This window comes from Mesorhizobium sp. B2-7-3 (assembly GCF_006440715.1).
Lineage (GTDB): Bacteria > Pseudomonadota > Alphaproteobacteria > Rhizobiales > Rhizobiaceae > Mesorhizobium > Mesorhizobium australicum.
Window position 1 is genome coordinate 24477 of sequence record NZ_VFTY01000015.1, and the last position, 22402, is coordinate 46878.

General features: G+C 58.4%; 19 protein-coding genes. 15 read left to right on the forward strand and 4 right to left on the reverse strand.

The window, feature by feature from the left end; all coding sequences use genetic code 11:
• Nucleotides 1-108: 108 nt before the first annotated feature.
• From FJW04_RS26895 to rfbD, 11 genes are all read left to right on the forward strand, one after another.
• Nucleotides 109-597 carry a hypothetical protein gene (locus tag FJW04_RS26895; protein WP_140717759.1) on the forward strand — a complete coding sequence of 163 codons (489 nt, stop codon included), beginning with the start codon at nucleotides 109-111 and terminating at the stop codon, nucleotides 595-597.
• Nucleotides 598-907: 310 nt separating this feature from the next.
• Nucleotides 908-1228: a hypothetical protein gene (locus FJW04_RS26900; protein ID WP_157163667.1), complete on the forward strand. Its 321-nt coding sequence runs from the start codon at nucleotides 908-910 to the stop codon at nucleotides 1226-1228.
• A 125-nt stretch (nucleotides 1229-1353) separates the two neighbouring features.
• Nucleotides 1354-2166: a CpsB/CapC family capsule biosynthesis tyrosine phosphatase gene (locus FJW04_RS26905; protein ID WP_015318730.1), complete on the forward strand. Its 813-nt coding sequence runs from the start codon at nucleotides 1354-1356 to the stop codon at nucleotides 2164-2166.
• The gene (locus FJW04_RS26910) at nucleotides 2163-2936 is read left to right on the forward strand and encodes a polysaccharide biosynthesis/export family protein (protein WP_140717763.1); all 774 of its coding nucleotides are present in this window, start codon (nucleotides 2163-2165) and stop codon (nucleotides 2934-2936) included. Before FJW04_RS26905 ends, FJW04_RS26910 begins: the two co-directional genes overlap by 4 nt.
• 44 nt (nucleotides 2937-2980) lie before the next feature.
• Nucleotides 2981-5356 carry a polysaccharide biosynthesis tyrosine autokinase gene (locus FJW04_RS26915; protein WP_140717765.1) on the forward strand — a complete coding sequence of 792 codons (2376 nt, stop codon included), beginning with the start codon at nucleotides 2981-2983 and terminating at the stop codon, nucleotides 5354-5356.
• Complete coding sequence (locus FJW04_RS26920; protein ID WP_246674029.1) at nucleotides 5244-6503, forward strand: hypothetical protein; 1260 nt, start codon at nucleotides 5244-5246, stop codon at nucleotides 6501-6503. Before FJW04_RS26915 ends, FJW04_RS26920 begins: the two co-directional genes overlap by 113 nt.
• Nucleotides 6500-7840 (forward strand): O-antigen ligase family protein, encoded by a 1341-nt coding sequence (locus tag FJW04_RS26925; RefSeq protein WP_140717768.1) that lies wholly within the window; start codon nucleotides 6500-6502, stop codon nucleotides 7838-7840. The genes FJW04_RS26920 and FJW04_RS26925 overlap by 4 nt, the downstream gene beginning before the upstream one ends.
• Nucleotides 7841-7992: 152 nt before the next feature.
• Complete coding sequence (rfbA, locus tag FJW04_RS26930; protein WP_015318725.1) at nucleotides 7993-8874, forward strand: glucose-1-phosphate thymidylyltransferase RfbA; 882 nt, start codon at nucleotides 7993-7995, stop codon at nucleotides 8872-8874.
• Nucleotides 8875-9429, forward strand: coding sequence for a dTDP-4-dehydrorhamnose 3,5-epimerase (gene rfbC, locus FJW04_RS26935; RefSeq protein ID WP_015318724.1), 555 nt, complete (start codon nucleotides 8875-8877; stop codon nucleotides 9427-9429).
• A 25-nt stretch (nucleotides 9430-9454) separates the two neighbouring features.
• Entirely contained in the window at nucleotides 9455-10525 is a 1071-nt protein-coding gene (gene rfbB / locus FJW04_RS26940; protein WP_140717770.1) for a dTDP-glucose 4,6-dehydratase, read from the forward strand.
• Nucleotides 10522-11421: a dTDP-4-dehydrorhamnose reductase gene (gene rfbD, locus FJW04_RS26945; protein ID WP_140717772.1), complete on the forward strand. Its 900-nt coding sequence runs from the start codon at nucleotides 10522-10524 to the stop codon at nucleotides 11419-11421. The genes rfbB and rfbD overlap by 4 nt, the downstream gene beginning before the upstream one ends.
• 51 nt (nucleotides 11422-11472) lie before the next feature.
• Here rfbD and FJW04_RS26950 read toward each other — a convergent pair whose 3' ends face one another.
• Both FJW04_RS26950 and FJW04_RS26955 read right to left on the reverse strand, forming a co-directional pair.
• Complete coding sequence (locus tag FJW04_RS26950; RefSeq protein ID WP_140717774.1) at nucleotides 11473-12591, reverse strand: glycosyltransferase; 1119 nt, start codon at nucleotides 12589-12591, stop codon at nucleotides 11473-11475.
• Nucleotides 12588-13739, reverse strand: a complete 1152-nt coding sequence (locus FJW04_RS26955; RefSeq protein ID WP_348642002.1) for a glycosyltransferase family 1 protein — start codon at nucleotides 13737-13739, stop codon at nucleotides 12588-12590. Before FJW04_RS26955 ends, FJW04_RS26950 begins: the two co-directional genes overlap by 4 nt.
• Before the next feature lie 142 nt (nucleotides 13740-13881).
• Between FJW04_RS26955 and FJW04_RS26960 the strand changes: the two genes are divergently transcribed.
• From FJW04_RS26960 to FJW04_RS26975, 4 genes are all read left to right on the forward strand, one after another.
• Entirely contained in the window at nucleotides 13882-14928 is a 1047-nt protein-coding gene (locus tag FJW04_RS26960; RefSeq protein ID WP_224598170.1) for a glycosyltransferase family 2 protein, read from the forward strand.
• A 4-nt stretch (nucleotides 14929-14932) separates the two neighbouring features.
• Nucleotides 14933-15574 carry a class I SAM-dependent methyltransferase gene (locus tag FJW04_RS26965; RefSeq protein ID WP_140717777.1) on the forward strand — a complete coding sequence of 214 codons (642 nt, stop codon included), beginning with the start codon at nucleotides 14933-14935 and terminating at the stop codon, nucleotides 15572-15574.
• On the forward strand, nucleotides 15535-16446 hold the full coding sequence (locus tag FJW04_RS26970; RefSeq protein ID WP_246674033.1) for a hypothetical protein: 912 nt from the start codon (nucleotides 15535-15537) through the stop codon (nucleotides 16444-16446). The genes FJW04_RS26965 and FJW04_RS26970 overlap by 40 nt, the downstream gene beginning before the upstream one ends.
• Nucleotides 16447-16625: 179 nt before the next feature.
• Nucleotides 16626-17399, forward strand: coding sequence for an FkbM family methyltransferase (locus FJW04_RS26975; protein ID WP_140717778.1), 774 nt, complete (start codon nucleotides 16626-16628; stop codon nucleotides 17397-17399).
• Between the two features lie 148 nt (nucleotides 17400-17547).
• Here the strand turns inward: FJW04_RS26975 and FJW04_RS26980 are convergent, their stop codons facing one another.
• Both FJW04_RS26980 and FJW04_RS26985 read right to left on the reverse strand, forming a co-directional pair.
• Nucleotides 17548-19281: a hypothetical protein gene (locus FJW04_RS26980; RefSeq protein WP_140717781.1), complete on the reverse strand. Its 1734-nt coding sequence runs from the start codon at nucleotides 19279-19281 to the stop codon at nucleotides 17548-17550.
• 250 nt (nucleotides 19282-19531) lie between these two features.
• A complete protein-coding gene (locus FJW04_RS26985; protein WP_140717783.1) occupies nucleotides 19532-22402 on the reverse strand; it encodes a glycosyltransferase family 1 protein in 2871 nt (956 codons plus the stop codon).

Below are 22402 nucleotides of genomic sequence, written 5' to 3' on the forward strand. Positions count from 1 at the left end.
GCCGGCGCGAAACAGGTTGGAATTGTGGCAAAAAACTGTTACGCGCTGATGTCATAAACTTTTGATTTGCAAGTTCCAAGGAGCGGCTTCGAGAGAAGGGCAAAACGAATGAATCTCATCGTCAGAACCGTGGTGGTTGGATTTGTTGTTTCCGTCGGTTTCGGTTCCGCTTCCGCATTTGCTCAGAAAGCATCTTGCAGTTGCGCGACTGCCTATCATGGTGCGTCAAATCCGGTTGGATCCATTGTTTTCGTCAATGGCGATGTGATGGTGTCGCAGGCCGCCGGCTACGGCCCGGCCAAGGCAGGAAATATGCTTGATTCCGGCAGTCGTGTGGTGGTCGGCGCCAAGGGGTCGGCGTCCGTGGCCGTTGGCGGCTGCAACCTGGATGTGCCGGCGAGTTCGAGCCTGGATGTCTCTCGCGTCGAGGGCAACATCTGCCTCAAGCTGGTTGGCTCCGAGCAGACCGCCGCCATCCAGCAGTCTGGCGGAGCGGTCGGCGGTTTCGGTCCGCCCGAGGGAATTTTTTCTGGTGCGCTTCTTGCGACCGGAGTGCTTGCGGCTACGCAGGACGACGACAGCGCTGTCAGCCGTTGAAGGCTGTGGCCCATTGCCGTGATTGGCCGCGGCGCGCCGATAGTGTCTTTAGATGGGTTCGTTAACTATATTGCATTAGTAGTTGTTGAAATAGTGTGGGCGATCCTGGCGGGGAATAGCTGGTTTCGATGGGGCGGAAATGACGGGTCGAGTTGGAGTTGTTATTGCTTTTGTAGCGCTCGCAGCGGGAAATGTTTTGTTTGCCGGGTCCGCGGCTTTCGCACAGGCAGCGCAGTGTTCCTGCCTTGCGGCCATACCGGTTTCGGGAAGTGTGGTCGGCCAGTTGACCAACGTCCAGGGTGACGTGCGGATGTCACAGGCTGGCGGTTATACCGGTGTGAATGGCGAGGCGCCGGTCTATTCGGGCGCACGCATCATGACGGGGGCGCAAGCTTCGGCTTCCCTGGTTGTGGGCACCAATTGCGCGTTCAACGTTCCGGCGAATGTGACCGTCCAGATCGACCCTGTCGAGGGCGGTATGTGCGTGTCGTTCGATGCACCGCAAGCCGCTGTCGTGCCGGCCGGTTCCGAGCCCGGCGTTTTGCCGGTTCTCCTCGGTGCCGGTGCGATTGGCGGTGGCGCGGCCCTTCTTCTCGGCCTGCAGGATGACGATGACGCCGTCAGCCGCTAGTCGGTCCCCAGCGTTCCTGTTCTGCGTAAGCTTGTGAAATGCGTCATTCGCCGCCATGCGGGTGATGCGTTTGTATTTTGTCGAGGCAGCGGCGTCGCTTTGCCTCCATGCAGACAGAAACGCCAATGATTGACCTGCATTCCCATATTCTGCCTGGTCTCGACGATGGCTCTTCCAGTCTGGCTGAATCGCTCGAAATGGCGCGGCTGGCAGCGGCTGATGGGACAACGCATATGGTGTGCACCCCGCACGTCATGCCCGGCGTCTATGAGAACGGCACGACAAATATTGCCCAGGCAGTCGAGGCGCTGGTCAGGGAACTTGCTTGCGCCAGCATCCCGCTTGTCCTCTACGTCGGCGCCGACGTTCATGTTTCGCCTGATCTTCCCGACCGGCTGAAGCTCGGCAAAGTGCCGACGTTGAACGGATCGCGCTATTTCCTCTTTGAGCCACCGCATCATGTCTTGCCGCCGCGGCTCGAGGATCTCGCTTCCCGCCTCGTTGGCGCGGGCTATATTCCGATCCTGACCCATCCTGAACGGTTGACCTGGATCAAATCGAACTATGACGTAGTCGAGCGATTGAACGCATTGGGCTGCCTTATCCAGCTCACGGCGGATTCGGTCGTAGGAGCCTTTGGCCGGACCGCTCTCTACTACTCGGAAAAGCTGCTCGACGAAGGCAGGGTGGACATCATCGCATCCGATGCGCACGGCCCGTCGAGGCGTCGGCCGGGGCTTTCCCAGGCGGTGGTCGCCATCGCAAATCGGTGCGGCGAAGATGAAGCCTACAATATGGCGGTGAAACGCCCGGGCGCGATATTGCAGAATCAGCTGCTCGCGCCCATTGGAAAAGTGAGCACCAAGAAATTGTATGCCGGCAGCGCGAGCCGTTTCGGCGGATTGGGTCGGCTGTTCAAGAGCGGGTCTCTGGGATGAACATTTTCGATCGTGCCAGAAACAATGCAGGTATGCCGACGCTGGCCGCGTTGCTTGCACTCTCTGCTTGCGCGAGCTCTTCTTCAACATCATCGACGGCCTCCGTCGAAGCGTTGCAACCGACATCGTCTTCGACGGCCCTTGCCGGCGGTGGTGCGCTGCAGGTGGTGAAAGACCTGCCAGCGCCGCAAAACACGCAAAATGGCAGCGAGCAGCCGCTGTCAGCCAACGACGTGCTCGAAGTCAGCGTCTTCCAGGTCGATAATTTGAACAGGACCGTTCAGGTCGATGCCAGCGGCCAGATTTCCCTTCCGCTCATTGGCGCGATGACCGCGGCCGGCAAGACCGTTCGTCAGCTCGAGAAGGAAATCGAGACCGCGTACGGCGCAAAATATCTGCAATCGCCCGACGTGACGATTTTCGTGAAGGAATCGGTAGGCCAGCGCATTACGGTCGACGGCGAAGTCAACAGGGCAGGCATCTATCCGGTGTCCAGCAGCGCTTCCCTGCTGGATGCGATCGCACTCGCCGGAGGATTCAATGCTGTCGGCGACGCCGGCAAGGTCTTCGTCTATCGCAATTTTGGCCAGAGCAGGCTGGTCGCCAACTACAATGTCGAGGAAATTCGCGCAGGCAAGAATCGCAACCCGCGCATCTACGGCGGCGACGTGATCGTCGTTTTCGCTTCGAAGTCGAAAATCGCGATGAACAATCTCAAGGACGCGTTGGGTCTCGCCTCGAGCGCGGCCCGCATTGCGGTCATTCCATAAGACAGGCACGGCCGGCCACGGACAAACCAGGATGACTTTGCGCCATGCTCGATCGCAACAGGCAGCCCCAAATTGCCGGCCCCGGATATGGCCATGCCCTGTCCGCGGATCTTTATTACGATGGGGCGCAGAATTATAGCCCGTATGGTCGTGACTATGCCGCCCAGGACGAGGGCTTCAATCCGCTCCGTTTGCTGTTCTATGTCATCCAGTATCGCTGGCTGATCGTCATGATGGCCGTGGCGGGCCTCGTCGCCGGTGTCATTGTGACGATGATGCAGACACCCAAATATCAAGCGACGACGCAGCTGGAGGTTCTGGTCCCTTCGGCAAAGGTCTTCCAGGACATTGAGGTGGTTTCCGAAAACAGTGACGTCCGGGCGTTTCTGACCGCCCGGGAGAAATTGAAGAGCAGGGCCTTGGCGCAGCGCGTGGTCTTTCAACTGGGCCTAGCCGAAAAGCCGGACTTCCTGTTTCCGACTCCGAGTTTTTCAATCGGCAACATCTTCTACCGCGCCTTCGGAATTTCCAAATCGCCCTCGATCCAGGAAAAGACGCCCGAAGAGCGGGAAGGCATGGCGATCAAGCGCGTCCTCGATGACCTCACGGTCAATCTGGTGACGAACACCAGCCTGTTGTCGATCACCTTCGTCGACCAGAAGCCGAAATATGCGAGCGATGTCGCCAATCAGGTCGCCCAGAGCTTCATCGATCAACGTCTCGACCAGACCAGCGAGACGTCGGATCTGGCAAGGCAGTTCATTCAGGAGCAGGTCCTGCAGGTCAAACAGAAGCTGCAGAAGTCCGAGGAGGAACTGGTCGCCTATGCCAAGGATGCCGGCATTACCGTCACCGGCGACAAATCGCTGATCGGGTCAAACATCGAGGCCCTCAACACGGCACTCGCGACCGCAATCCAGGAGCGTCTCGATGCCGGGCGGATGGTGGATCAGGTGGACAAGGGGCGTGGCGCCAGTCTCGGTCCGGTTCTGGAGAGCGAAGGCCTGCAGAAGCTCAGTGAAAAGCTCGCGGACCTCACAAGCCAATACCAGCAGAAATTAGGCATCCTGAAACCTGGCTTTCCAGAAATGCAGCAGTTGCAGTCGCAGATCAAGGAACTGCAGCGGCTCTACAAAAATGGCGTGCTGGCGATAACGGACTCGCTACGGTTGAAATTTCAGGAAGCGCAGAACAAGGAAGCCGACCTCAAGGCCAAGCTCACGGAGCTGGAAAAGCAGCAGATCGTCTTCAACGACAAGAACATCAAATACACCATCCTCAAGCGCGAGGTCGATTCCAACCGGTCGCAGTATGACGGCCTGATCGCCAAGCTGAACGAAGTCGGCGTGAGTTCTGAGCTGAAGACGCAAAGCGCTGCCGTTGTCGATTTCGCGACCCGGCCCTTGAGCCCTTATTCTCCTCGCCTTAGCATCAATCTTGCAATAGCCCTGGCGCTGTTCATGGCCTTGAGTGCGTCGATCATCTACATCGTCGAATTGCTCAACAACACCTTCACAAATCCGGAGCAGATCGAAAAAGAGCTCGGATTGGCCATGCTCGGCATCTTGCCGCTCGTCGACGACCGGGAACTCATAGCCAGCATAGCCGATCAGAAGTCGGGGCTTTCGGAGGCCTATCGTTCGTTGCGGACGTCGCTGCAATTCTCAGGAGCGGAAGGGGCGCCGCGTTCGCTGCTGGTGACCAGCTCCGAACCGTCGGAGGGTAAATCGACCACATCGTTCAAGCTTGGCCAGGATTTTGCCGCTCTCGGCGCAAAGGTTCTGCTTGTCGACGGTGATTTGCGCAAACCCAATCTGCATCGGCTGTTCGGCCTCGACAACGCGATCGGCTTGAGCAATCTCCTGACAAACACCGTTCGCAAGGAAGATCTGGCCGGTATCTTCAGAGCGACGAAATATCCCAATGTGACTGTTCTGACATCGGGGACGATACCGCCGAACCCGGCGGACCTGCTCTCTTCGCCCAAAATGGCGCTGATCATCACCAATCTCGGCAAGCGCTTCGATCTGGTCATCATCGATGCGCCGCCCGTCGTTGGCCTTTCGGATGCGCCGATCCTCGGCCGGCTTGCCGAAGGCACGCTGATGGTGATTTCCACCAACCAGGTAACCCGCAAATCCGCCAAAACGGCTCTGAAGCGTCTACGAGCAGCCGGAGCGAATGTCATCGGGGCAGCGATGTCGAAATTCCAGGTGAACAAGTTCGACTACAACTACGCCTACAAATACATGAATTCCCAGTATTACGAATACGGCACGAATATCCCGAAAATCGAGGGCAAAGTCGATGGTGGAGCAGGCCAGCCCGCGCATGCAAAGTCTCCTGCGTTCAGGCGTTTGGTTCGTCGCCTCCGTTCTGGTGTTGATGGCTTCGTCGACCGGGCTAAGTCGTCTTCTTGAGACGGGAACGCCAAGCGTCTCTCTCGCGCTGGATCCGTTGAACGTAGATGCTTTGATAGGCGAGATCGCCGGCGAACTGAACCAGACGAACGACGGTGCCGATCTCGATGGGTTGGCCGCAAAGGCCCGGAATGCGCTTCGCTTCAACGTCGCGGATGCACGCCTCTATAGCCTGATTGGTGAGATCAAGTATCGCCAGGGCGAGAAGGACCAGGCGTTCGAACTCTTTGATCGAGCTCGAATGCTGTCCAAGACCGAAATACACGCATTGCAGAGATCCATCGATCGCTCCGTCGCGACGGGCAACCTGGTAAGGGCTGTAGCCGAGATCGATATCTTGCTGCGTCGGTGGCCTGATCAATTTTCAACCGTGGCCGCCGGTTGGCCCGCCATTCTCGCCAATCCCGACGGGTACGGGGCCGTGCTCGCCGCCATCCGGGCGGAGGCGCCATGGCGGAGCAAGCTTTTTTCGACCCTTGGCCAGAACCCCCGGGGTTTGGCAGCCGCAAACCAACTGCTGCTCGATCTCGTGGGGTCCCCGACGTCTCCAACGTCCAACGAATTGTCGGCCGTGATCGATGGCTACATCAAGCAAAGGCGATATGAATCGGCCTATCGGCTCTTTCTCTTCAGCCTGTCCGACGAGGAACGGAAACTGGGCGGCTACATTTTCAACGGCGGCTTCGAACCGGTCCACAGCGGCAAACCATTCGACTGGGTGATACACGACCGGTCGGGTATGGAGATCACCTTCGCCGGATCGCGAGATGCAGGTGAAAGCGACAGCGGAGCGACGATTCGATTTCTGAACACGCCCGTCAAGAACGCGGCGCTTCAGCAATTTATCGAACTTCCTCCTGGCTCCTACAGGATTTCCCTGAACGCTTCGGCCACGAATCTCAAACTGCCGAAGGAATTGTTCTGGTCTCTCAGATGCGTCGCTCCCTCACATGAGATCGCGCGCTTCAACATACCGGAAGGCACCTTCAACAGGCGAAGCCTGAGCCTGGACTTCACGGTTGGGCCGGCGGCGTGCCCGATGCAGTTGCTGAGACTGGAAACGGCCGCGATCGCACAGAGTTGGCGGTTTCGGTATGTCGGGACGTTGGTCATGCACAAATTGAGCATCGAAAGAGTATCGTCGTGAGAGAACGGTCGCGACAGCCCACGCAGTGGGATAAATATCTGCTTGGCTCGGTGCTCTTTCTATCGATGCTGATTGGTGGCGGCACCGCGAGCGGTCTGTACACCGAGACGCTGATCGAGATTGCGGCGGTCATCTCCGCCGCGGCGATCCTCTCGAGGCCGTCGGAACAGGCAATTCCCCGCGCCGTGTTGTGGTTGCTTGCTCTTGTGGTTGCGGTGTTCTGTTTTCAGGTCGTGCCGCTGCCCGCGACCCTGCTCGAGGGGGTACGGCCCGCGGTGCTGCTTGCGGATCCATGGCTGGATGGCGAAAGCCGGTTGCGCTTCGTCAGCGTCGGAGTGGGGCGCACCATCGAGTGCATGCTCTATTTTGTCGCGGCCGCGGCGTTCTTCCTCGCCGTCCTGCGCCTGCGCGCTGAGCAGGTCCACGGTCTTCTGCCGTTCTTTTTCATGGGGGTGATCTGCAATGGCCTGGCGGCGGCGATCCAGTATTCGCTCTCCGATACCGTCGCCATTGAGGGACTGCTGCCGTTTACCATCAATGCGGGTCTCTTTGCCAACCAGAACCACTTCTCGGCCTTGCTCTTCGTCTCGATCCCCTTCGTGGTTTATTATGGCTTGTTCCGCGGCCACCTTCTTTCAGGAGCGCTCGGTCTGGTAACCCTCCTGCTGCTGCTTCTGGCCGCCGGTTCGCGGGCCGGCATTTTGATCGGGCTGGCGATCACCGCCATCTCCGTTGTCTTCCTGTCCGCGCGCTCGAGGGTTGGTGGTTATGGCATCCTCGCGGTTTTCATCGGTCTTTCGATCTACACGATCGGCGCGTGGGCAAAGATCGATGCCAAAGTGGTCGACCCGGCCTTTGGACGAGCCGAATTCGCACGGACCACGATTGAGGGAATTGAACAGAATTGGACCACCGGTGTCGGATTTGGTGCTTTTCAGAAGGTTTACCAGATCCATGAAAAAGGCAGCATGATCTTCAAGTCTTATGTCAATCACGCGCACAACGATTATCTGGAATTGGCGTTGGAGGGCGGTTTGCCGGCTATCCTGCTGATGGTTGCCTATGCGGTGCTGCTGTCCGCATCGTCAGCCAGAATTCGCGGAAAACCGTTGCAGAAGGCGGCTTTTCTGTCGCTGGCTTTTCTGCTCGTTCATTCCCTCGTCGATTATCCCTTGCGAACCGCCGCCCTTGCGATGACGTTTGCCTGTTTGAACGGTATTGTCTTTCACCGCGGTTTTGCCGATCGGCTCGACCAGAGGGAAGAACCGGGCAAGGCCAGCCGCCGTGACGAGGACAATCTGCTTGTCGCGGCCAAGGCATCGGCCTTGCCAAGGTAGAACCAGGTGGGTTCGGCCGAAGCGGGAGGCGCCGGTAGACCGGTATCGAACCCAGCCGATGCGTTTGTTGCTTGCCGCGATTGACAAGCCAATGCATGAAACCTAAGCACAGGCCCTGAGGGGAGGGACTTAGGCATGGCAAGGAGAGCTTCTTGAAAGGAATCATCCTTGCTGGAGGCAGCGGAACGCGTCTTTATCCGTTGACCTTGGCAGTCTCTAAGCAAATACTCCCAATATACGACAAGCCCATGATCTATTATCCGCTGAGCGTTTTGATGCTCGCCGGAATCCGCGAGATTTTGGTCATTTCCACGCCACGGGATCTGCCGGTTTTCCGCGATCTGCTAGGCAACGGATCGGAATTTGGGCTTGAGCTGACCTATGCCGAGCAGCCGCATCCCAATGGTCTGGCGGAAGCCTTCATCATCGGCCGTGATTTCATTGGTGCGGATAGCGTATCGATGATCCTGGGCGACAACATTTATTTTGGCGATGGGTTGTCGAAGCTTTGCCGCACGGCGGCATCGCGTGAAAGCGGCGCTTCGGTGTTCGCCTATCATGTCGAGGATCCCGAGCGCTATGGCGTGGTGTCTTTCGACAAGGCGACCGGAACCGCGCTGACGATCGAGGAAAAGCCACAAAAGCCGAAGTCCAACTGGGCCGTCACGGGTCTCTATTTCTACGACAACGATGTTGTTGAAATCGCCTCGACGATCCGGCCCTCGGCGAGAGGCGAGCTCGAAATCACGGCGGTCAACAATGCCTATCTCGAGCGTGGCCAGTTGCAGGTGCATCGGCTGGGACGCGGTTATGCCTGGCTCGACACAGGCACCCATGACAGCCTGGATGACGCTTCTTCGTTCGTGCGCACAATCGAACGCCGCCAAGGCATCAAGGTTGCCTGTCCGGAGGAAATCGCCTTCGAACAAGGGTGGCTGAGCGCTGACGAGGTGTTGCAGCGTGCAGCTCGCCTGGGAAGGAACGAATACGCCGCCTATCTACGCCGACGTGTCGTCGAGCTGTCGGAGGGCTAAATGCTCGAGGTGAGATCCCTTGGCATCGAAGGTCTGCTGGAAATCATTCCCAAACGCCATGGGGACGCGCGCGGTTTCTTCATGGAAACCTACAATGCCGAGCGTTTTTCGCAGGCCGGCATCGACCTGGTTTTCGTGCAGGACAACCACTCCTATTCCGCCGCCGCGGGCGTGCTGCGCGGGCTCCATTACCAGCTAGCGCCGCGTGCCCAGGACAAGCTGCTGCGGGTGATCCGCGGCAGCATTCTCGATGTCGCCGTCGACATCCGCCGCGCCTCGAAGACCTTCGGAAAATGGGTCCCCCTCGAAGTGTCGGCGCAAAAAGGCAACCAGATCCTGGTGCCCAGGGGCTTCGCGCACGGCTTCGTCACGCTCGTGCCCGACACCGAGGTGCTGTACAAGGTGACCGACACCTATTCGCCCGAGCACGACCGGTCGATCCGTTTCGACGATCCTGCCATCGATATCGAGTGGCCGTCGCTGGCCGGCGGCTTCCAGCTTTCGGACAAGGACCTCAAGGCGCCGCTGCTCGCCGTCGCCGAGGTATTCGCCTGATGGGTGTTTGCGTGAGGACTGCGGTATGAATTTTCTGGTGACGGGCGGTGCCGGCTTCATCGGCTCGGCGGTGTGCCGGCATTTGTGCGCCAACCCGGCCTACCGGGTGACCAATCTCGACAAGCTGACCTATGCGGGCAACCTGGCCTCGCTGCGGCCGATCGAGAACGCCCATAATTACAGCTTCGCCCAGGCCGACATCTGTGACGAGAGGGCGGTGCTCGACCTTCTGCGCCGGCACGACATCGACATCGTCATGAACCTGGCCGCCGAGAGCCATGTCGACCGCTCGATCGACGGACCGGGCGCCTTCATCGAGACCAACATCGTCGGCACCTACAAGATCCTCAACGCCGCGCTGGAATACTGGCGTGGCCTGTCCGACGACAGGAAAAGCCGCTTCCGCTTCCATCACGTCTCCACCGACGAGGTGTTCGGCGACCTGCCTTTCGACAGCGGCATGTTCGTCGAGGAGACGCCCTACGCGCCGTCCTCGCCCTATTCCGCCTCGAAGGCGGCCTCGGACCATCTGGTGCGCGCCTGGCACGAGACCTACGGCCTGCCGGTCGTGCTTTCCAACTGTTCGAACAATTACGGCCCCTATCATTTTCCCGAGAAGCTGATCCCGCTCGTCATCCTCAACGCGCTCGACGAAAAGCCGCTGCCGGTCTATGGCGCCGGCGCCAATGTGCGCGACTGGCTGTTCGTCGAGGATCACGCGCGCGCCCTGGAACTCGTCGCCACGAAAGGGCAGCCGGGCGAGAGCTACAATGTCGGCGGCAATTCGGAACGCACCAACCTTGCCGTCGTCGAGACGATCTGCGACCTGCTCGACACCAGGCGTCCGCGCGCCGGCGGCAGGCGCTATCGCGAGCTGATCTCCTTCGTCACCGACCGTCCCGGCCACGACCGCCGCTACGCCATCGACGCCACCAAGATAAGCCGCGAGCTCGGCTGGACGCCCAGGGAGAATTTCGACAGCGGCCTTGCCAGGACCGTGGACTGGTTCCTCGACAACGAATGGTGGTGGGGGCCGATCCGCGAACAGCGCTATGCCGGCGAAAGACTGGGCGAAGCCCGCAAGGTGGGCGCGTGAGGCTGCTTGTCACCGGACGCGACGGCCAGGTCGCGGCAAGCCTGCTCGCGGCCGGCCAGGCGCGCGCGGGCGTGGAGGTCGTCGCCATCGGTCGCCCGGAGCTTGACCTGGCATGGCCCGACACCATCATCGACGCCATCGCGGGTGCCAAGCCTGATATCGTCGTATCCGCTGCCGCCTACACCGCCGTCGACCAGGCCGAGGACGAGCCCGATCTGGCCTTTGCGGTGAACGCGACCGGTGCCGGCAAGGTGGCGGAGGCTGCGGCGAGGCTGGGCGTGCCGGTCATCCATCTTTCGACCGACTATGTCTTCGATGGAACCAAGGCCGATGCCTATATCGAAAGCGACCCGACCGCGCCGCTCGGTGTCTACGGCGCCTCCAAGCTAGCCGGCGAGCAGGCGGTGGCATCAGCCAATCCGCGCCACCTGATCCTGCGCACCGCCTGGGTCTACAGTCCGTTTGGCAAGAATTTCGTGAAAACCATGCTGCGGCTCGCCGCCGACCGCGATGAGATTTCGGTGGTATCAGATCAATGGGGAAATCCCACATCCGCGCTTGATGTCGCCGACGCGATCCTGCATGCGGCCACCATGCTGCACCGCAACAAGGACTTCGCCGGGTTCGGCATCTGTCATCTGGCCGGCAGTGGCGAGACCAACTGGAGCGGCTTCGCCGGTCATATCCTCGACACAAGCCTGAAGTTTGGTGGTCCCTGGGCGCGGGTACGGGATATCACGACGATGGACTACCCAACCAAGGCGCGCCGCCCTGTCAACTCGCGGCTATCGAGCGCGAAATTTGGCGCGGCATTCGGATGGACGGCGCCGGACTGGCAGAAGTCGGCCCGAGAAGTGGTCCATCGTCTCGTAAGCGGGGGCTCCAACGGTCCCTAACTGCATGACCAAGCAGCGGCCGGTGGAGGGTTGTCGCGGCGCAAAGCCGCTTCAGCGGCGGCCACTATCGAGCTGGCGGTAGAGATCGGCATAAGCCTTTCCCATCCTGTCGGCTGTAAAGAGCCTGATGTAGCGATCACGGGCAGCTTGCCCCCAATTCGCTGCTTCGACGGGCGAATCGACGATCTGGTTGATGGCTTCGGCCAGGCGTGCTGGATTTGAAGGCGGAACGACTAGCCCCGTCTCGCCGGCTTTGTTCACATAACTTGTTCCCGTTCCAATTTCGCACGAAATCATCGGTTTGCCGCACATGGCAGCCTCCACCAGTGAAAGCCCGTAGGCTTCCGACCTCTGGTTAGACGGAAAAACGAAGCCGAGGCAGTTGCGCAGGAGCGCCATCTTATGCTGCTCCATGACCTCGCCAAGAAACATCACATTGTTGCGGCGCAACGTCTTGGCCTGAAGCTTGAGGCTCTCCTCGATAGGCCCCGACCCGGCAATAACGATCTTGCACCTGATCCTGTCGGCTGCCTCAATCAGCACGTCCAGCCCCTTGTAATAGCGCAAGACGCCGACGAATAGCACGAAAGGCTCCGCCACAGCCGCTTGGCACCAGCTGTTGTCGGCTTTGGTCGGCGTGGGATAAGCCATTTCATCTATGCCGATGGGAATGATCGTTGATTTGCCCTCCAAGGCTCTGAGAACGGGGCTCGATTTCAAATAGTCCGGAGACGTCGCAACGATAGCGTCCACATCCCTGAGGAAGCGCAGCATCAGCGGTCGATAAAGAGGTAGGATGAGTTTCTGTTTGACGATATCGGAATGGTAGGTGACGACCGTCGGTTTGCCGTGACGGGCGTGGAAATGCACGATGTCCATGAACGGCCATGGAAAATGGTAATGTATCAGGTCGGCATTTTTGGCGAGCGCTCTGAATTCCCAAAAGACCTCGCGTGAAAAACCGGTCGATGCCAGCTCGAAATCCAGTTTGGCCTTGCGGGCCATATGCCCACCGAAAGCCTGTGTGTTCTCTCCAGGGCTTCGGCTCAACGAAAGCACTTCGGTTTCGATGCCGTGGCGCGCCGTGCTTTGCGCGATGGCATGGATCGTCCGCTCCACGCCGCCAAACGTATCCGGCCAGTAAGTCTTGAAGAAGTGCAGGACTTTCAAACGCGGGTCTTCCGTCTTTGCTCGATGGCCTGCTCAAAAATTTGCAGCATGCCCTTGGCGTGGTTCTCCCAGGTGAAGCGCCCGGCATTTTTCTTCGCATCCGCAGCGATCCCGTTCCGGAATTCCACATCGGTACAGAGCCGACTGAATGCAGCGGCGATTGCCGCCGGATCTTCCGGATCGACGAGCACGGCATTGCTTCCCGCCACTTCAGGCATTGACGAGGTGTTCGACGTCAGCACCGGTTTGCCGAAAGACTGTGCCTCGACGATCGGAAAGCCAAACCCCTCGTAAAGCGATGGCATCGCCAGAAAGAGGCAATTCGCATAGAGCGTGGCGAGCGTCGCGTCATCGACGAAGCCGGTAAACTTGATATTCGTCTCAAGTGCGCTGTCGCGCACGTCGCCGGCCAGGCTCGTCTGCTTCCAGCCCGTGCCGCCGACGATAACCAGGTCGCAGCGCGACCGGGCGCTCTGCGGCAGGAGGCCATAGGCCTTAACCAGGTTGCCGAGGTTCTTTCGCGGCTCGAGCGTGCCGACGAAAAGCGCGTAGGGCTTGGTGATGCCGAGGGGCGCCAAACTCGAAAAATCGCTCGGAGCCGGCAACGCGGTCGTGCCGGGTGCGACCGTCTTGATCGGCGATTTCAGCCAGGGAAACTCGGCGGTCAAGGCGGCGGCCGTTGCTGTCGAATCCGCGACCACGACATCAGCGGTTTTCAGCGCGGGCTTCATCATCAAGCGGTCGCCCAGCCAGGTCCGGGTCCGCATGGTCTGTGCGGCGTACAGCCAGACGAGGTCATGAATCGTGACCACCCTTCCGATGCGCCTGTCCAGGATGAAGGGCAGGCGATGGGACGGCCCCCACAAGACATCCACCCGATCGCGCAAGGCCCAGGAGGGCAGGACTGCCTGTCCCCAGAACACCCTCGCGTAGGGACCATTGAAGTTGGCGACCTGGACGGAAACGCCAGGCGGAATATCATAACTCGCATTGATCTTGCTCGGCGCATAGACAAACACATCGGCGCCGAGCGCCACCAGCGCTTTGACCGAATTGTGCACGAACCTGCCAATTCCATCGGTGGCTGATCCGAGATTCCTGCCGTCGATCCCTATTTTCAATCGTCTCTCCGGAAGCGAATTAGGCAAAGAATGCCGGACATTTTTGCGGCGATAGCAGGACAACGCTGCGAGGGAGGATCATGCGGCAGATCATTATGAAGCAACGCTAATATACATTTCGCAGGTTCCGTGGTTCGAAATGGGAATACGGTTTCCCGAGGAAAATCATTTGCGCCTCCGCCCGATGGTGGTAGACGCACGGAGTGTCAGGATCCAATTCGAGAGTACGCCGCTGCCAAAGCTGATTATCCAGATTCCTTGCTATAACGAAGCCGAGACGCTTGCGACAGCGCTGAGTGATCTGCCGCGGACCGTCACCGGGTTTGACAGCGTCGAATGGCTGGTCATCGATGACGGCAGCAGCGACGAGACGGTGAGGGTCGCCGAGGAAAACGGCGTAAACCACATTGTGCGTCATACCAGCAACCGCGGTCTCGCCTATGCCTTCATGACCGGCATCGAAGCTTGCCTCGCGCGCGGCGCCGACGTGATTGTCAACACCGATGCGGACAACCAGTATCGCGCCGCCGACATTCCGGCGATCACCAGGCCGGTGCTGGAGGGGCGTGCGGATATGGTCGTGGGCGCGCGGCCGATATCGGAGATAGAGCACTTCTCCCCGGTGAAGAAGCTTCTGCAGAAGTTGGGCAGCTGGGTCGTGCGGGTGACCAGCGGCACTGATGTGCGGGATGCCCCGAGCGGCTTTCGCGCGATCTCGAAAAACGCGGCCCAGCGCCTGATCGTGTTCAACAACTATACCTATACGCTGGAAACCATCATCCAGGCCGGGCGCAAGAACATGCGCGTGGTCTCGGTTCCGATCCGAGTCAATGGTGATTTGCGGCCGTCAAGGTTGGTGAAGAGCATTCCTTCCTATCTGAAGCGCTCCATCTTCACGATCATACGTATCTTCGTCATTTACCAGCCGGCTCGGTTTTTCGGCTGGATCGCGGCTATCCTCTTCAGCCTTGGTTTTTTGCTCGGCCTGCGCTTCCTTTATTTCTATTTGACCGAAGGGGTTAGCGGCCATATTCAGTCGGTGGTCCTGGCGGGCGTGCTGATGACGATGGGTTTCCAGTCCCTTCTCGTCGCCTTTCTGGCCGACGTGATCGCCGCCAACCGCAAGCTTCTCGAAGACATTCGTTATACGCAGCGTTCCACGCAGGGAGAGAATGGCAACTACGCAGAAGCCCGCTTCAGCAGGAAAGCAGGATAGGAAGATGAAGGTAGCTGGCGGGCAGGCGGAAGACGGTATCGTCATAGGCAACACCTATGACAAATATGGCACGCGCAACCCGATCGCCCGCCGGATGGTGCAAGGTTTCGAAGCGGCATTGTCCAGCTTGGTGACTAAGGTGAGGCCCGCTACTATTCACGAAGTCGGATGCGGAGAAGGCTATTGGGTCATGCGCTGGCTGGAGCAGGGTATCGACGCGCGAGGCACCGATTTCTCTGCCCAAGTCATCAGAATGGCAAAGGAGAACGCGCGCGGAAAGGATATTGACCACCGGCGTTTCGCTGTCCGCAGTATTTATGAGGTGGCCCCTGAACCAGACAGCGCCGATCTCATCGTATGTTGCGAAGTAATGGAGCATCTCGAGGAGCCGCGGAAGGCATTGCAAGCGCTGGAGCGTATCGTCAGGTCGGACCTGATCCTCAGTGTACCCCGGGAGCCGATCTGGCGTGTCCTGAACTTGGCGCGCGGGAAATACATCTCGGCCTTGGGCAACACGCCCGGCCATCTGCAGCACTGGTCGCAGCGCGGCATCGTCGCGCTGGCTTCAGAGTTTTTCGATGTGGTCGAGGTTCTGTCTCCGCTGCCATGGACCATGATACACTGCAAGCCGAAGAAAAGGCATTGATCGTGGCGCTTGGCCCTCGTGCCAAGACCTGGCTCAATCGCATTGGAGCCTTGCTGGGGTTGGCCGGTGTTGTTTTCGTAGGGATCAGACTCCAGGGGTACACCGGCGAGATCGATTTTCGCCGCATGGGAGCAGCCAGCTACACCGCCATTATAGCCTTGGCCGGCGTCTATGGAGTGTCGAACCTGCTGCTTGCTCTCGGCTGGCGACATCTTCTGCACCACCTTGGTGCTCCCGTCTCGCGGCCTTGGGCGATTCGCACCTATGCCATTTCGCAACTCGCCAAATATGTTCCCGGCAATATCTTTCAATTTGCAGGACGGCAGGCGATCGGCGTGGCGGCCGGCATCGGCAACGGACCGCTCGTCAAGTCGACCGCCTATGAAGTGGCGGCCCTCATTGTCGGCGGACTTCTCTTTTCGCCGCTTGTGTTGCCGCTGATGGCGGTCGGAGCTTCCGACTGGTTCGGTTGGATTTCCTTTGCCGCGCTAGTGGCTGTCGCGCTGTGTTCAACCGCTTTCCTTGGTACAGATTTGGGTGTGGCTGCTCTTCTCTACCTCGCATTTCTGGCGTTTTCCGGTCTGGTTTTTGCGGGGGCCTATCAGCTTGCTGGCGGCTCGGGCGAATTCGCCCTCTATCCGGCAATAGCCGGCGCCTATGTGCTGGCTTGGCTCGCTGGACTTGTGACCCCCGGCGCGCCGGCCGGTATCGGCGTCAGGGAAGCCGTTCTGCTCTTCCTGCTCGGCGGGCTAAGCGCTGGCCCCGTCATCCTTCTGGCGGTGGTGATCGGGCGGACGATCACGGTTCTGGGGGATCTTCTTCTTTTCGTTGGCGGGCAGATTGCTGATTGGTTTTTATCGGATAACCAATGACTGACGATGGAGGCATCTGGAATCACCGATCGATAGGCTCGAATGGTTGTCGGTAGAGGGGATCGTCGGGTACAGGTGGCGCCGGCATAGGAGGAGCGGCGTCGACGGTTCAAGCCTGTAAAAAGGGAACGCCTATATTTTCTCTACTGGAGTCGGCGCAAAGCAATCGGAGAGAGTTAATGCATAGTAGGAAAGTCGAGTTTGGTGGGAAAAACATCATCCTCTGTGGGCGAGAAGGTGACAGCTACTTTGACCATGCAGAACCTGACGAACCGTTCGCATTTGCAATGCGTGCTCTTCCCAATAATGCCATCGTTCTAGACATCGGGTCAAATATCGGGATGACAGCGGTTATCGCCGCGAGATCTGGTGCTGCAAAGGTCTATGCTTTTGAGCCAGACCCGAATGTTTTTCCACTCCTGCTAGATACGATCAAGGTCAATGCAGCTTTAGTAGATGCTCATAATATTGCGTTAGGAGCAAGAGAAGGATCACTATTCTTCTTCTCCAACCCTGATTCGGCATCTGCCAGCCATCTCGTCACGGAAGACACACTTGGACATTCGTCGACAGGAACTGTTCAGATGTCGACACTTGATGCGTTCGTGGGGATCCATTGTATCGAGAAGGTCGACTTCATCAAGATCGACGTGGAAGGCTTCGAGATAGACGTTCTGCGGGGCGGAAGAGAAACGATAGAGCGCCTGAAGCCCTCGTTGCTCGTCGAGTTTAATGCCTTCACGATGGTCGGCTTCCGTGACATTAATCCCCGCGACCTGCTGCGGCTACTGCGAGAGACGTTCCCATATGTTTATCGTTTTAAAGATGGGCAGCCGCTATTGATCGACAGCGACCACGCTGCGCTTACTTTCATTCACGATAATCTGGTGTCCGCGGGATGCGTAGACGACCTCTACTGCTCTTTTACGCTGAATACCGATGGCGCGATCTAGATTGAGCTATGGTCCTTATGCTATCATGCCACATCCGATCGCCAGGCGGTAAGTTTTTTCGAAAGCGAGAGATTGAAACGGTACAAGCGCCCGGCAAAGCGCGGTTTCGTGAGGGAGTTTGCGTTCTTGGTTTTAGGCAATCAGACGACTAGCGAAGCCGGATGATCACATAATCTTCAGTGCGCGCCACGAGCAGGGCTGGGTTTGTCTCCAGCGCTTCGGCAAGTTCCAGTGCTGCTGCTTTGTTGTCCTGCGGAACCGGCCAGTTGTTGACGGGTGCGGTATTGTCGATGAACGACAGAGCGACCGCATCCACGTCACCAGAGGTCAGCATCGTCGTAATCGGAATAACATAGTCCACGCTTAGCGGCTTCCGCATTGGTATCGCACGGATGCTGTCGGGCCAATTAGCCACTGCGGCTCCGAGGTTTTTGTCACCGCCTATGTTGAAAGACTGGATACCAATTGTTGGCGCGAGATAGGTCACGAAGAAATCGTTGCCCCACGGCAGAAACAGCGTCTTTTCATTTGGACGGAATGATGGACGAACCTTCTCAGCGAACTCTGCCAGTTGAAGGTGCATGTCTCGCTGGTTTGAATGTCCACCGATCCGGCTCGAATATGGCATATGTAGAGCGATCACCGCGACGCCGAGGGGAAGCGCACACCCTGTCAGGCTGCGCCTTCCGGCCATTGATGCAACAAATGCCGCCCACATCCCGAGCATGCCCAGAACAACCCAACGATAGCTTGCCCGCATGGCCATAAAGCCCGGCACGTAAGTTGACAGAAACCCCGTTCCGGTCGGGATCGGCGCGAAGTCTTCCGACATAACCGGTCCAGCGACGCCGGAAGGCCGCATCGCATAGAATTTGAATGAGGGGCCGAGCGACAGATAAAGGCCGACGAGCCCGATTAGAAAGAACGCCCAGACTGCACGGCGGTCGCCCTTCCTCGACGCAACAGCGATGACACTAAGTATGATGACCAGAAGGGCAAATGGTGTGGTGAATACAGAAGGATCGCCGAAGTAATCATCCCACGCTCGTGATTCGGAAAGCCCCAGCGTGTCCGGTATCCACAGTAGGCCGCTGGGCGGCACCAGCAAGAACTCAATATTAGCGCCCCAGCCACGAAAGAAGTCTAGATCGAAGCCCTCAGTGCCGGAGGAGCCAGTGAACTGGTTGTACAGCAGATAGGCAGCACCGTAGCCAACCGCCAACATCGTCAGTCGGCGAGCAAGGACCTCTTTTGGCTCGCCTGTTACAGCGCCCGCAAACCAAAGGCAACCCGCCACCATTGCGGAGATCACGAAGGTATAGCCATCCATGAACGCGGCAATCGTTGTCGCTGCCGTGAATGCACCGAAATCATAGAGCGTCGGAGGCCCACGCCAAGCGATGGGCCAGGCGAAGGAGACGTAGAACGGTACCAAGGACATTCCCAGGCCCAACATCGAATATCCTTGGTGCATCCATATGACCGGGATTGTCATCCAGACAATTGCGCTCGTGATTGCGAACAGATGCCCAACTCCGATCTGACGGCTAAGACGAAAGGTGCCCCAATACGCCGCCACTAGCCAGATCGCGAAGGAAGTCGAATATGCGTCGCCATCGCTCAGGCCGATTGCCAAAAATGGCACCATAGTGAGGACTGCTGGGAGTCCAAAAGCGATAGCCGCCGGGGCCGGGCCACCGATGCCGTGCGCAAAAATGCTAAGGTCGTTTGTGATTGCTTTCGCGAAACCGATAGCCCAAATCGATTGCCCGTAACTTGGAACCATCGCGCCGGGGATCGCCCCGTGCAGCAATAGAACGAGTGCCAAACCAGGCAAGGCAGCAATTGCTACGATAATGCGAAATAATCGGCTCTTCGACATGCGCTCCACTCTCAAGTTAGGAGCCGCTATAGCCGATGTCAGAGAATGCACCCAATGGTTTTTCTGCTCTCCGCACTGGCTTTCCCCGCCGGCTATTCGAAGAGCAATTCAAACTGTCTGTCCAGTTTGCAACCGAATGGCGCAACCACAACGGAAACCCGTAGGAACTCCGCCTAATTGAAGCTCAATCGAGACGAACAGACGTTAGCTATGGATCGCTGGCATTTAGTCTGGAACGAGCGTTCAAGTACTATAGAGGCACGCGTAGTGGGCTACCGAACCAACTGATGCCCTCCTGAACCAATTCGATGTCGATGAACGCGCCGCCCCCGCGCTCTTTCAATGAGGCCGGTATGTTGAGGGCCATATAGTGCGTATCACCCGGCACCAAGACAAACGGGATATAAGCGCGCGCGTTGTCATACTGGAAGCGCTCGCCCGCAATGCCGACCGCAAAATAGCCCAGCGCAATTCCCAGGCGTCTGTCGGTCGGGCCGAAGCTCGACCACACTGTCCCGGATAGATTGGTCACACTGACGACGATCTTCAATGCGGCGCCGTCATCGGTCCTGTAAGGGCCTTCCACAAGTTCGAGGCGATGGGCGCGTTGCTCATCCCCGAGGGCGTCCGTCATCCGTGTGTCGCCAAGGTCTATCGGCGGTGCGAAAGGCCTGGGGGACTGTGGCTCATAGATCTTGTACCATTTCTGTCCTACGACGACGTCTTCCAATTGTACGGCGCTTTCGGCCCAGGTCGGCCATGGCGTCTCTCGGGGCTTGGCAGGTGTGCCCTTCAGGAAGCCCTTGACCTCCATGGCTAGCGCGGCAGGTGAGCCGACCTCGAAGAAATGCGCTGCGGGCGCGCCCTTGCCCACCTCACGGAACACCGGAATGTCACTGGCAAGCACCGGCTTGCCGAAATGGCCCGCCTCGACGACGGGCAAGCCGAAACCTTCGGCAAAGGAGGCCGCGATCAGGGCGTCGCACCCCCTGTAAAGAGCGCCAAGGTCGTTGTCGCTGACCTTTTCGCGCAAATGCAGACGCTTGCCAAATTCCGCATGATGCCGAATGCGCTCGGCAAGATGCGAGATGCCCCAGCCGATCTTTCCGACGATGACGAGCTCTGCGTCGACGCCTTCGGCCCACAATGCCTCGAACGCTTCGAGCGCGACTCGGTGGCCCTTGCGCGGCTCCAGCGTTCCGACCATCAGGAAGCAAGGACGGCCCACGTCGCTTCGCTGAATTGGCTTCGGTGGAGACTCCATTGTCGCGAAATCTGCACCAAGCTGCCAGTAGCCGACCTTCATTCGGCGCGGAAACCGGATGCCTGCGAGCAAATCCAGCAATTCGTCGGCGACTGCGCGCGAGATGCAGATAATGCCGGTGGAATAAATGAGCGCGGTTTGAAACCACGCGCTGAAAATAGGTGGCATGCCTTCATGGCAAAAGGCTGCCGAACGCAAGGGAACCATATCGTAGAGGCAGGATATGACGTCGCCGCCTTTGAGCAAGACCGGGCGGAGAAACGCCGGATGGAGGGTATGGAAAGGCCAGGAACTGTCGAGCATCAACACGGTATCGCCGGCCTGTGGCCGGAGCCGGTTTGACTGCTGTTTCGAAGGCGGGCGCCCGGCCCATTCTCTTGCAAAGTACCAGCCGGTATTATCGTCGCAGAACGAGATGTACTTGCCCTCGTCTTTTGACCCGCTCGGGAACATACTTTCGCAGATCCGCCGAACGACCCGTTGAATGCCGGTCCTGTGGTCGTCTATCAGTGTTGCACTGGCGTCGACCAGCAGCCGCGGCCTTGTGGGCTCGGGCTCGGCGAGAGCCATCAAGGTCGAGACGTCTTCCTCTTCATTTCTCTTGATAGTGCCGAGCGCTTCGACAAGTTCGATCTGCGGCGCAGCCATGCGGCGGTCGAGTCCGTGCAGACCCTTAACGACATGATCTGCGACGTTTCTCCAGCTGAACGTATCGATTCTATTCTGCGCGAGTTCCTTGAGCTTTTTTGAGTCGAGTTTGCCCGCTGCTACTGTTTCAATTTTCTGAGCAAGGTCTAGAGGTGACGTCGGGTCAAAGAGCAAGGCGTCATCTCCGACAACCTCGGGAACCGCGCCCGCTCTGGCCGCGATTGCAGGCGTTCCGCAGGCGATTGCCTCAAGCGCCGTTAGGCCGAAGCCCTCCATGAACGAGGGCTGAACCAGTGCAACCGCCCCTTTATAGAGGCGGACCAGCGTTCTGTCATCGACCGCGCCTGTGAATACGATCTGATCAGCCGACAAACCATGAGATTGCCAGATGTTGGAGTATTCACCTTCTTCGTCGGAGTTAATCTCTCCGGCTAGAATAAATTTCAAAGAATTTTGCAGCGGTTTAGGAATGCTTTGAAAAGCTTTTGGTATTATCTCAAGATTCTTTCGCCAATCCAAGCCGCCAACATATAGAACGTATTTACAGTCGTAAAAATTTTCATCTGTTCCGCCGTTTACAAGCTCAACAAAGCTTTCAGCTATGCCGGTGCCAATGCATAGCTCTTTTTCCGACCCAGAGAAATGTCGAAATTCCCGGGAGGAGAAATCTGAAATGGTGAACACTAGGTCAAAATTCTTATAGCTGGAAAGACGCCGATCGTAATACTCCCGTTGACGAGGGTCGCGAATGTATTTGTCAGGAAACCTGAACGGGATAGCGTCATAAAACATGGCTGCCGTCCTGACCGTCGCCAATGAGCCACCGAGATACGGAACCGCGGGGTCGACGGCGCCTTCGAAGGGACTCGCGGACAGGGCAATGTCTGGACTGAGTTGGTTGACGTGATGGACGAGAGCCATTTCGCTACGGCTGCGCCATGTCGTGTGTCCGTAGTCGGCTTCGCCCCCTTCGACTTTCCCGTGCCAGACGTGAATGCGGTGCGATGGCACGATACCCGAAAGCAGCGATCGAGCGGCAATTGTCGCTTCAGGCATCGCAGCATTAAGCGAGACGAGCAGCTCTATGCCGCTCTCGTGGGTCGAAAGGGCGCGGAGCAAGTCCAATACGTATCGTCCAATTCCACGTTTTCGGCTATGCGTCTGCAGACACTGGCCGTCGACCCAGAGTCTCAATGGCTGCGATGTCAT

Excerpts from the sequence above, each read along its gene's own strand:
- FJW04_RS26985 (WP_140717783.1), bottom strand. The coding sequence starts at position 22,402 with ATGACATCGCAGCCATTGAGACTCTGGGTCGACGGCCAGTGTCTGCAG.
- FJW04_RS26970 (WP_246674033.1), top strand. The coding sequence starts at position 15,535 with ATGGACCATGATACACTGCAAGCCGAAGAAAAGGCATTGATCGTGGCG.
- FJW04_RS26980 (WP_140717781.1), bottom strand. The coding sequence starts at position 19,281 with ATGTCGAAGAGCCGATTATTTCGCATTATCGTAGCAATTGCTGCCTTG.
- rfbC (WP_015318724.1), top strand. The coding sequence starts at position 8,875 with ATGCTCGAGGTGAGATCCCTTGGCATCGAAGGTCTGCTGGAAATCATT.
- FJW04_RS26895 (WP_140717759.1), top strand. The coding sequence starts at position 109 with ATGAATCTCATCGTCAGAACCGTGGTGGTTGGATTTGTTGTTTCCGTC.
- FJW04_RS26905 (WP_015318730.1), top strand. The coding sequence starts at position 1,354 with ATGATTGACCTGCATTCCCATATTCTGCCTGGTCTCGACGATGGCTCT.
- FJW04_RS26910 (WP_140717763.1), top strand. The coding sequence starts at position 2,163 with ATGAACATTTTCGATCGTGCCAGAAACAATGCAGGTATGCCGACGCTG.
- FJW04_RS26920 (WP_246674029.1), top strand. The coding sequence starts at position 5,244 with ATGGTGGAGCAGGCCAGCCCGCGCATGCAAAGTCTCCTGCGTTCAGGC.
- rfbB (WP_140717770.1), top strand. The coding sequence starts at position 9,455 with ATGAATTTTCTGGTGACGGGCGGTGCCGGCTTCATCGGCTCGGCGGTG.
- FJW04_RS26965 (WP_140717777.1), top strand. The coding sequence starts at position 14,933 with ATGAAGGTAGCTGGCGGGCAGGCGGAAGACGGTATCGTCATAGGCAAC.
- FJW04_RS26975 (WP_140717778.1), top strand. The coding sequence starts at position 16,626 with ATGCATAGTAGGAAAGTCGAGTTTGGTGGGAAAAACATCATCCTCTGT.
- FJW04_RS26915 (WP_140717765.1), top strand. The coding sequence starts at position 2,981 with ATGCTCGATCGCAACAGGCAGCCCCAAATTGCCGGCCCCGGATATGGC.
- FJW04_RS26900 (WP_157163667.1), top strand. The coding sequence starts at position 908 with ATGTCACAGGCTGGCGGTTATACCGGTGTGAATGGCGAGGCGCCGGTC.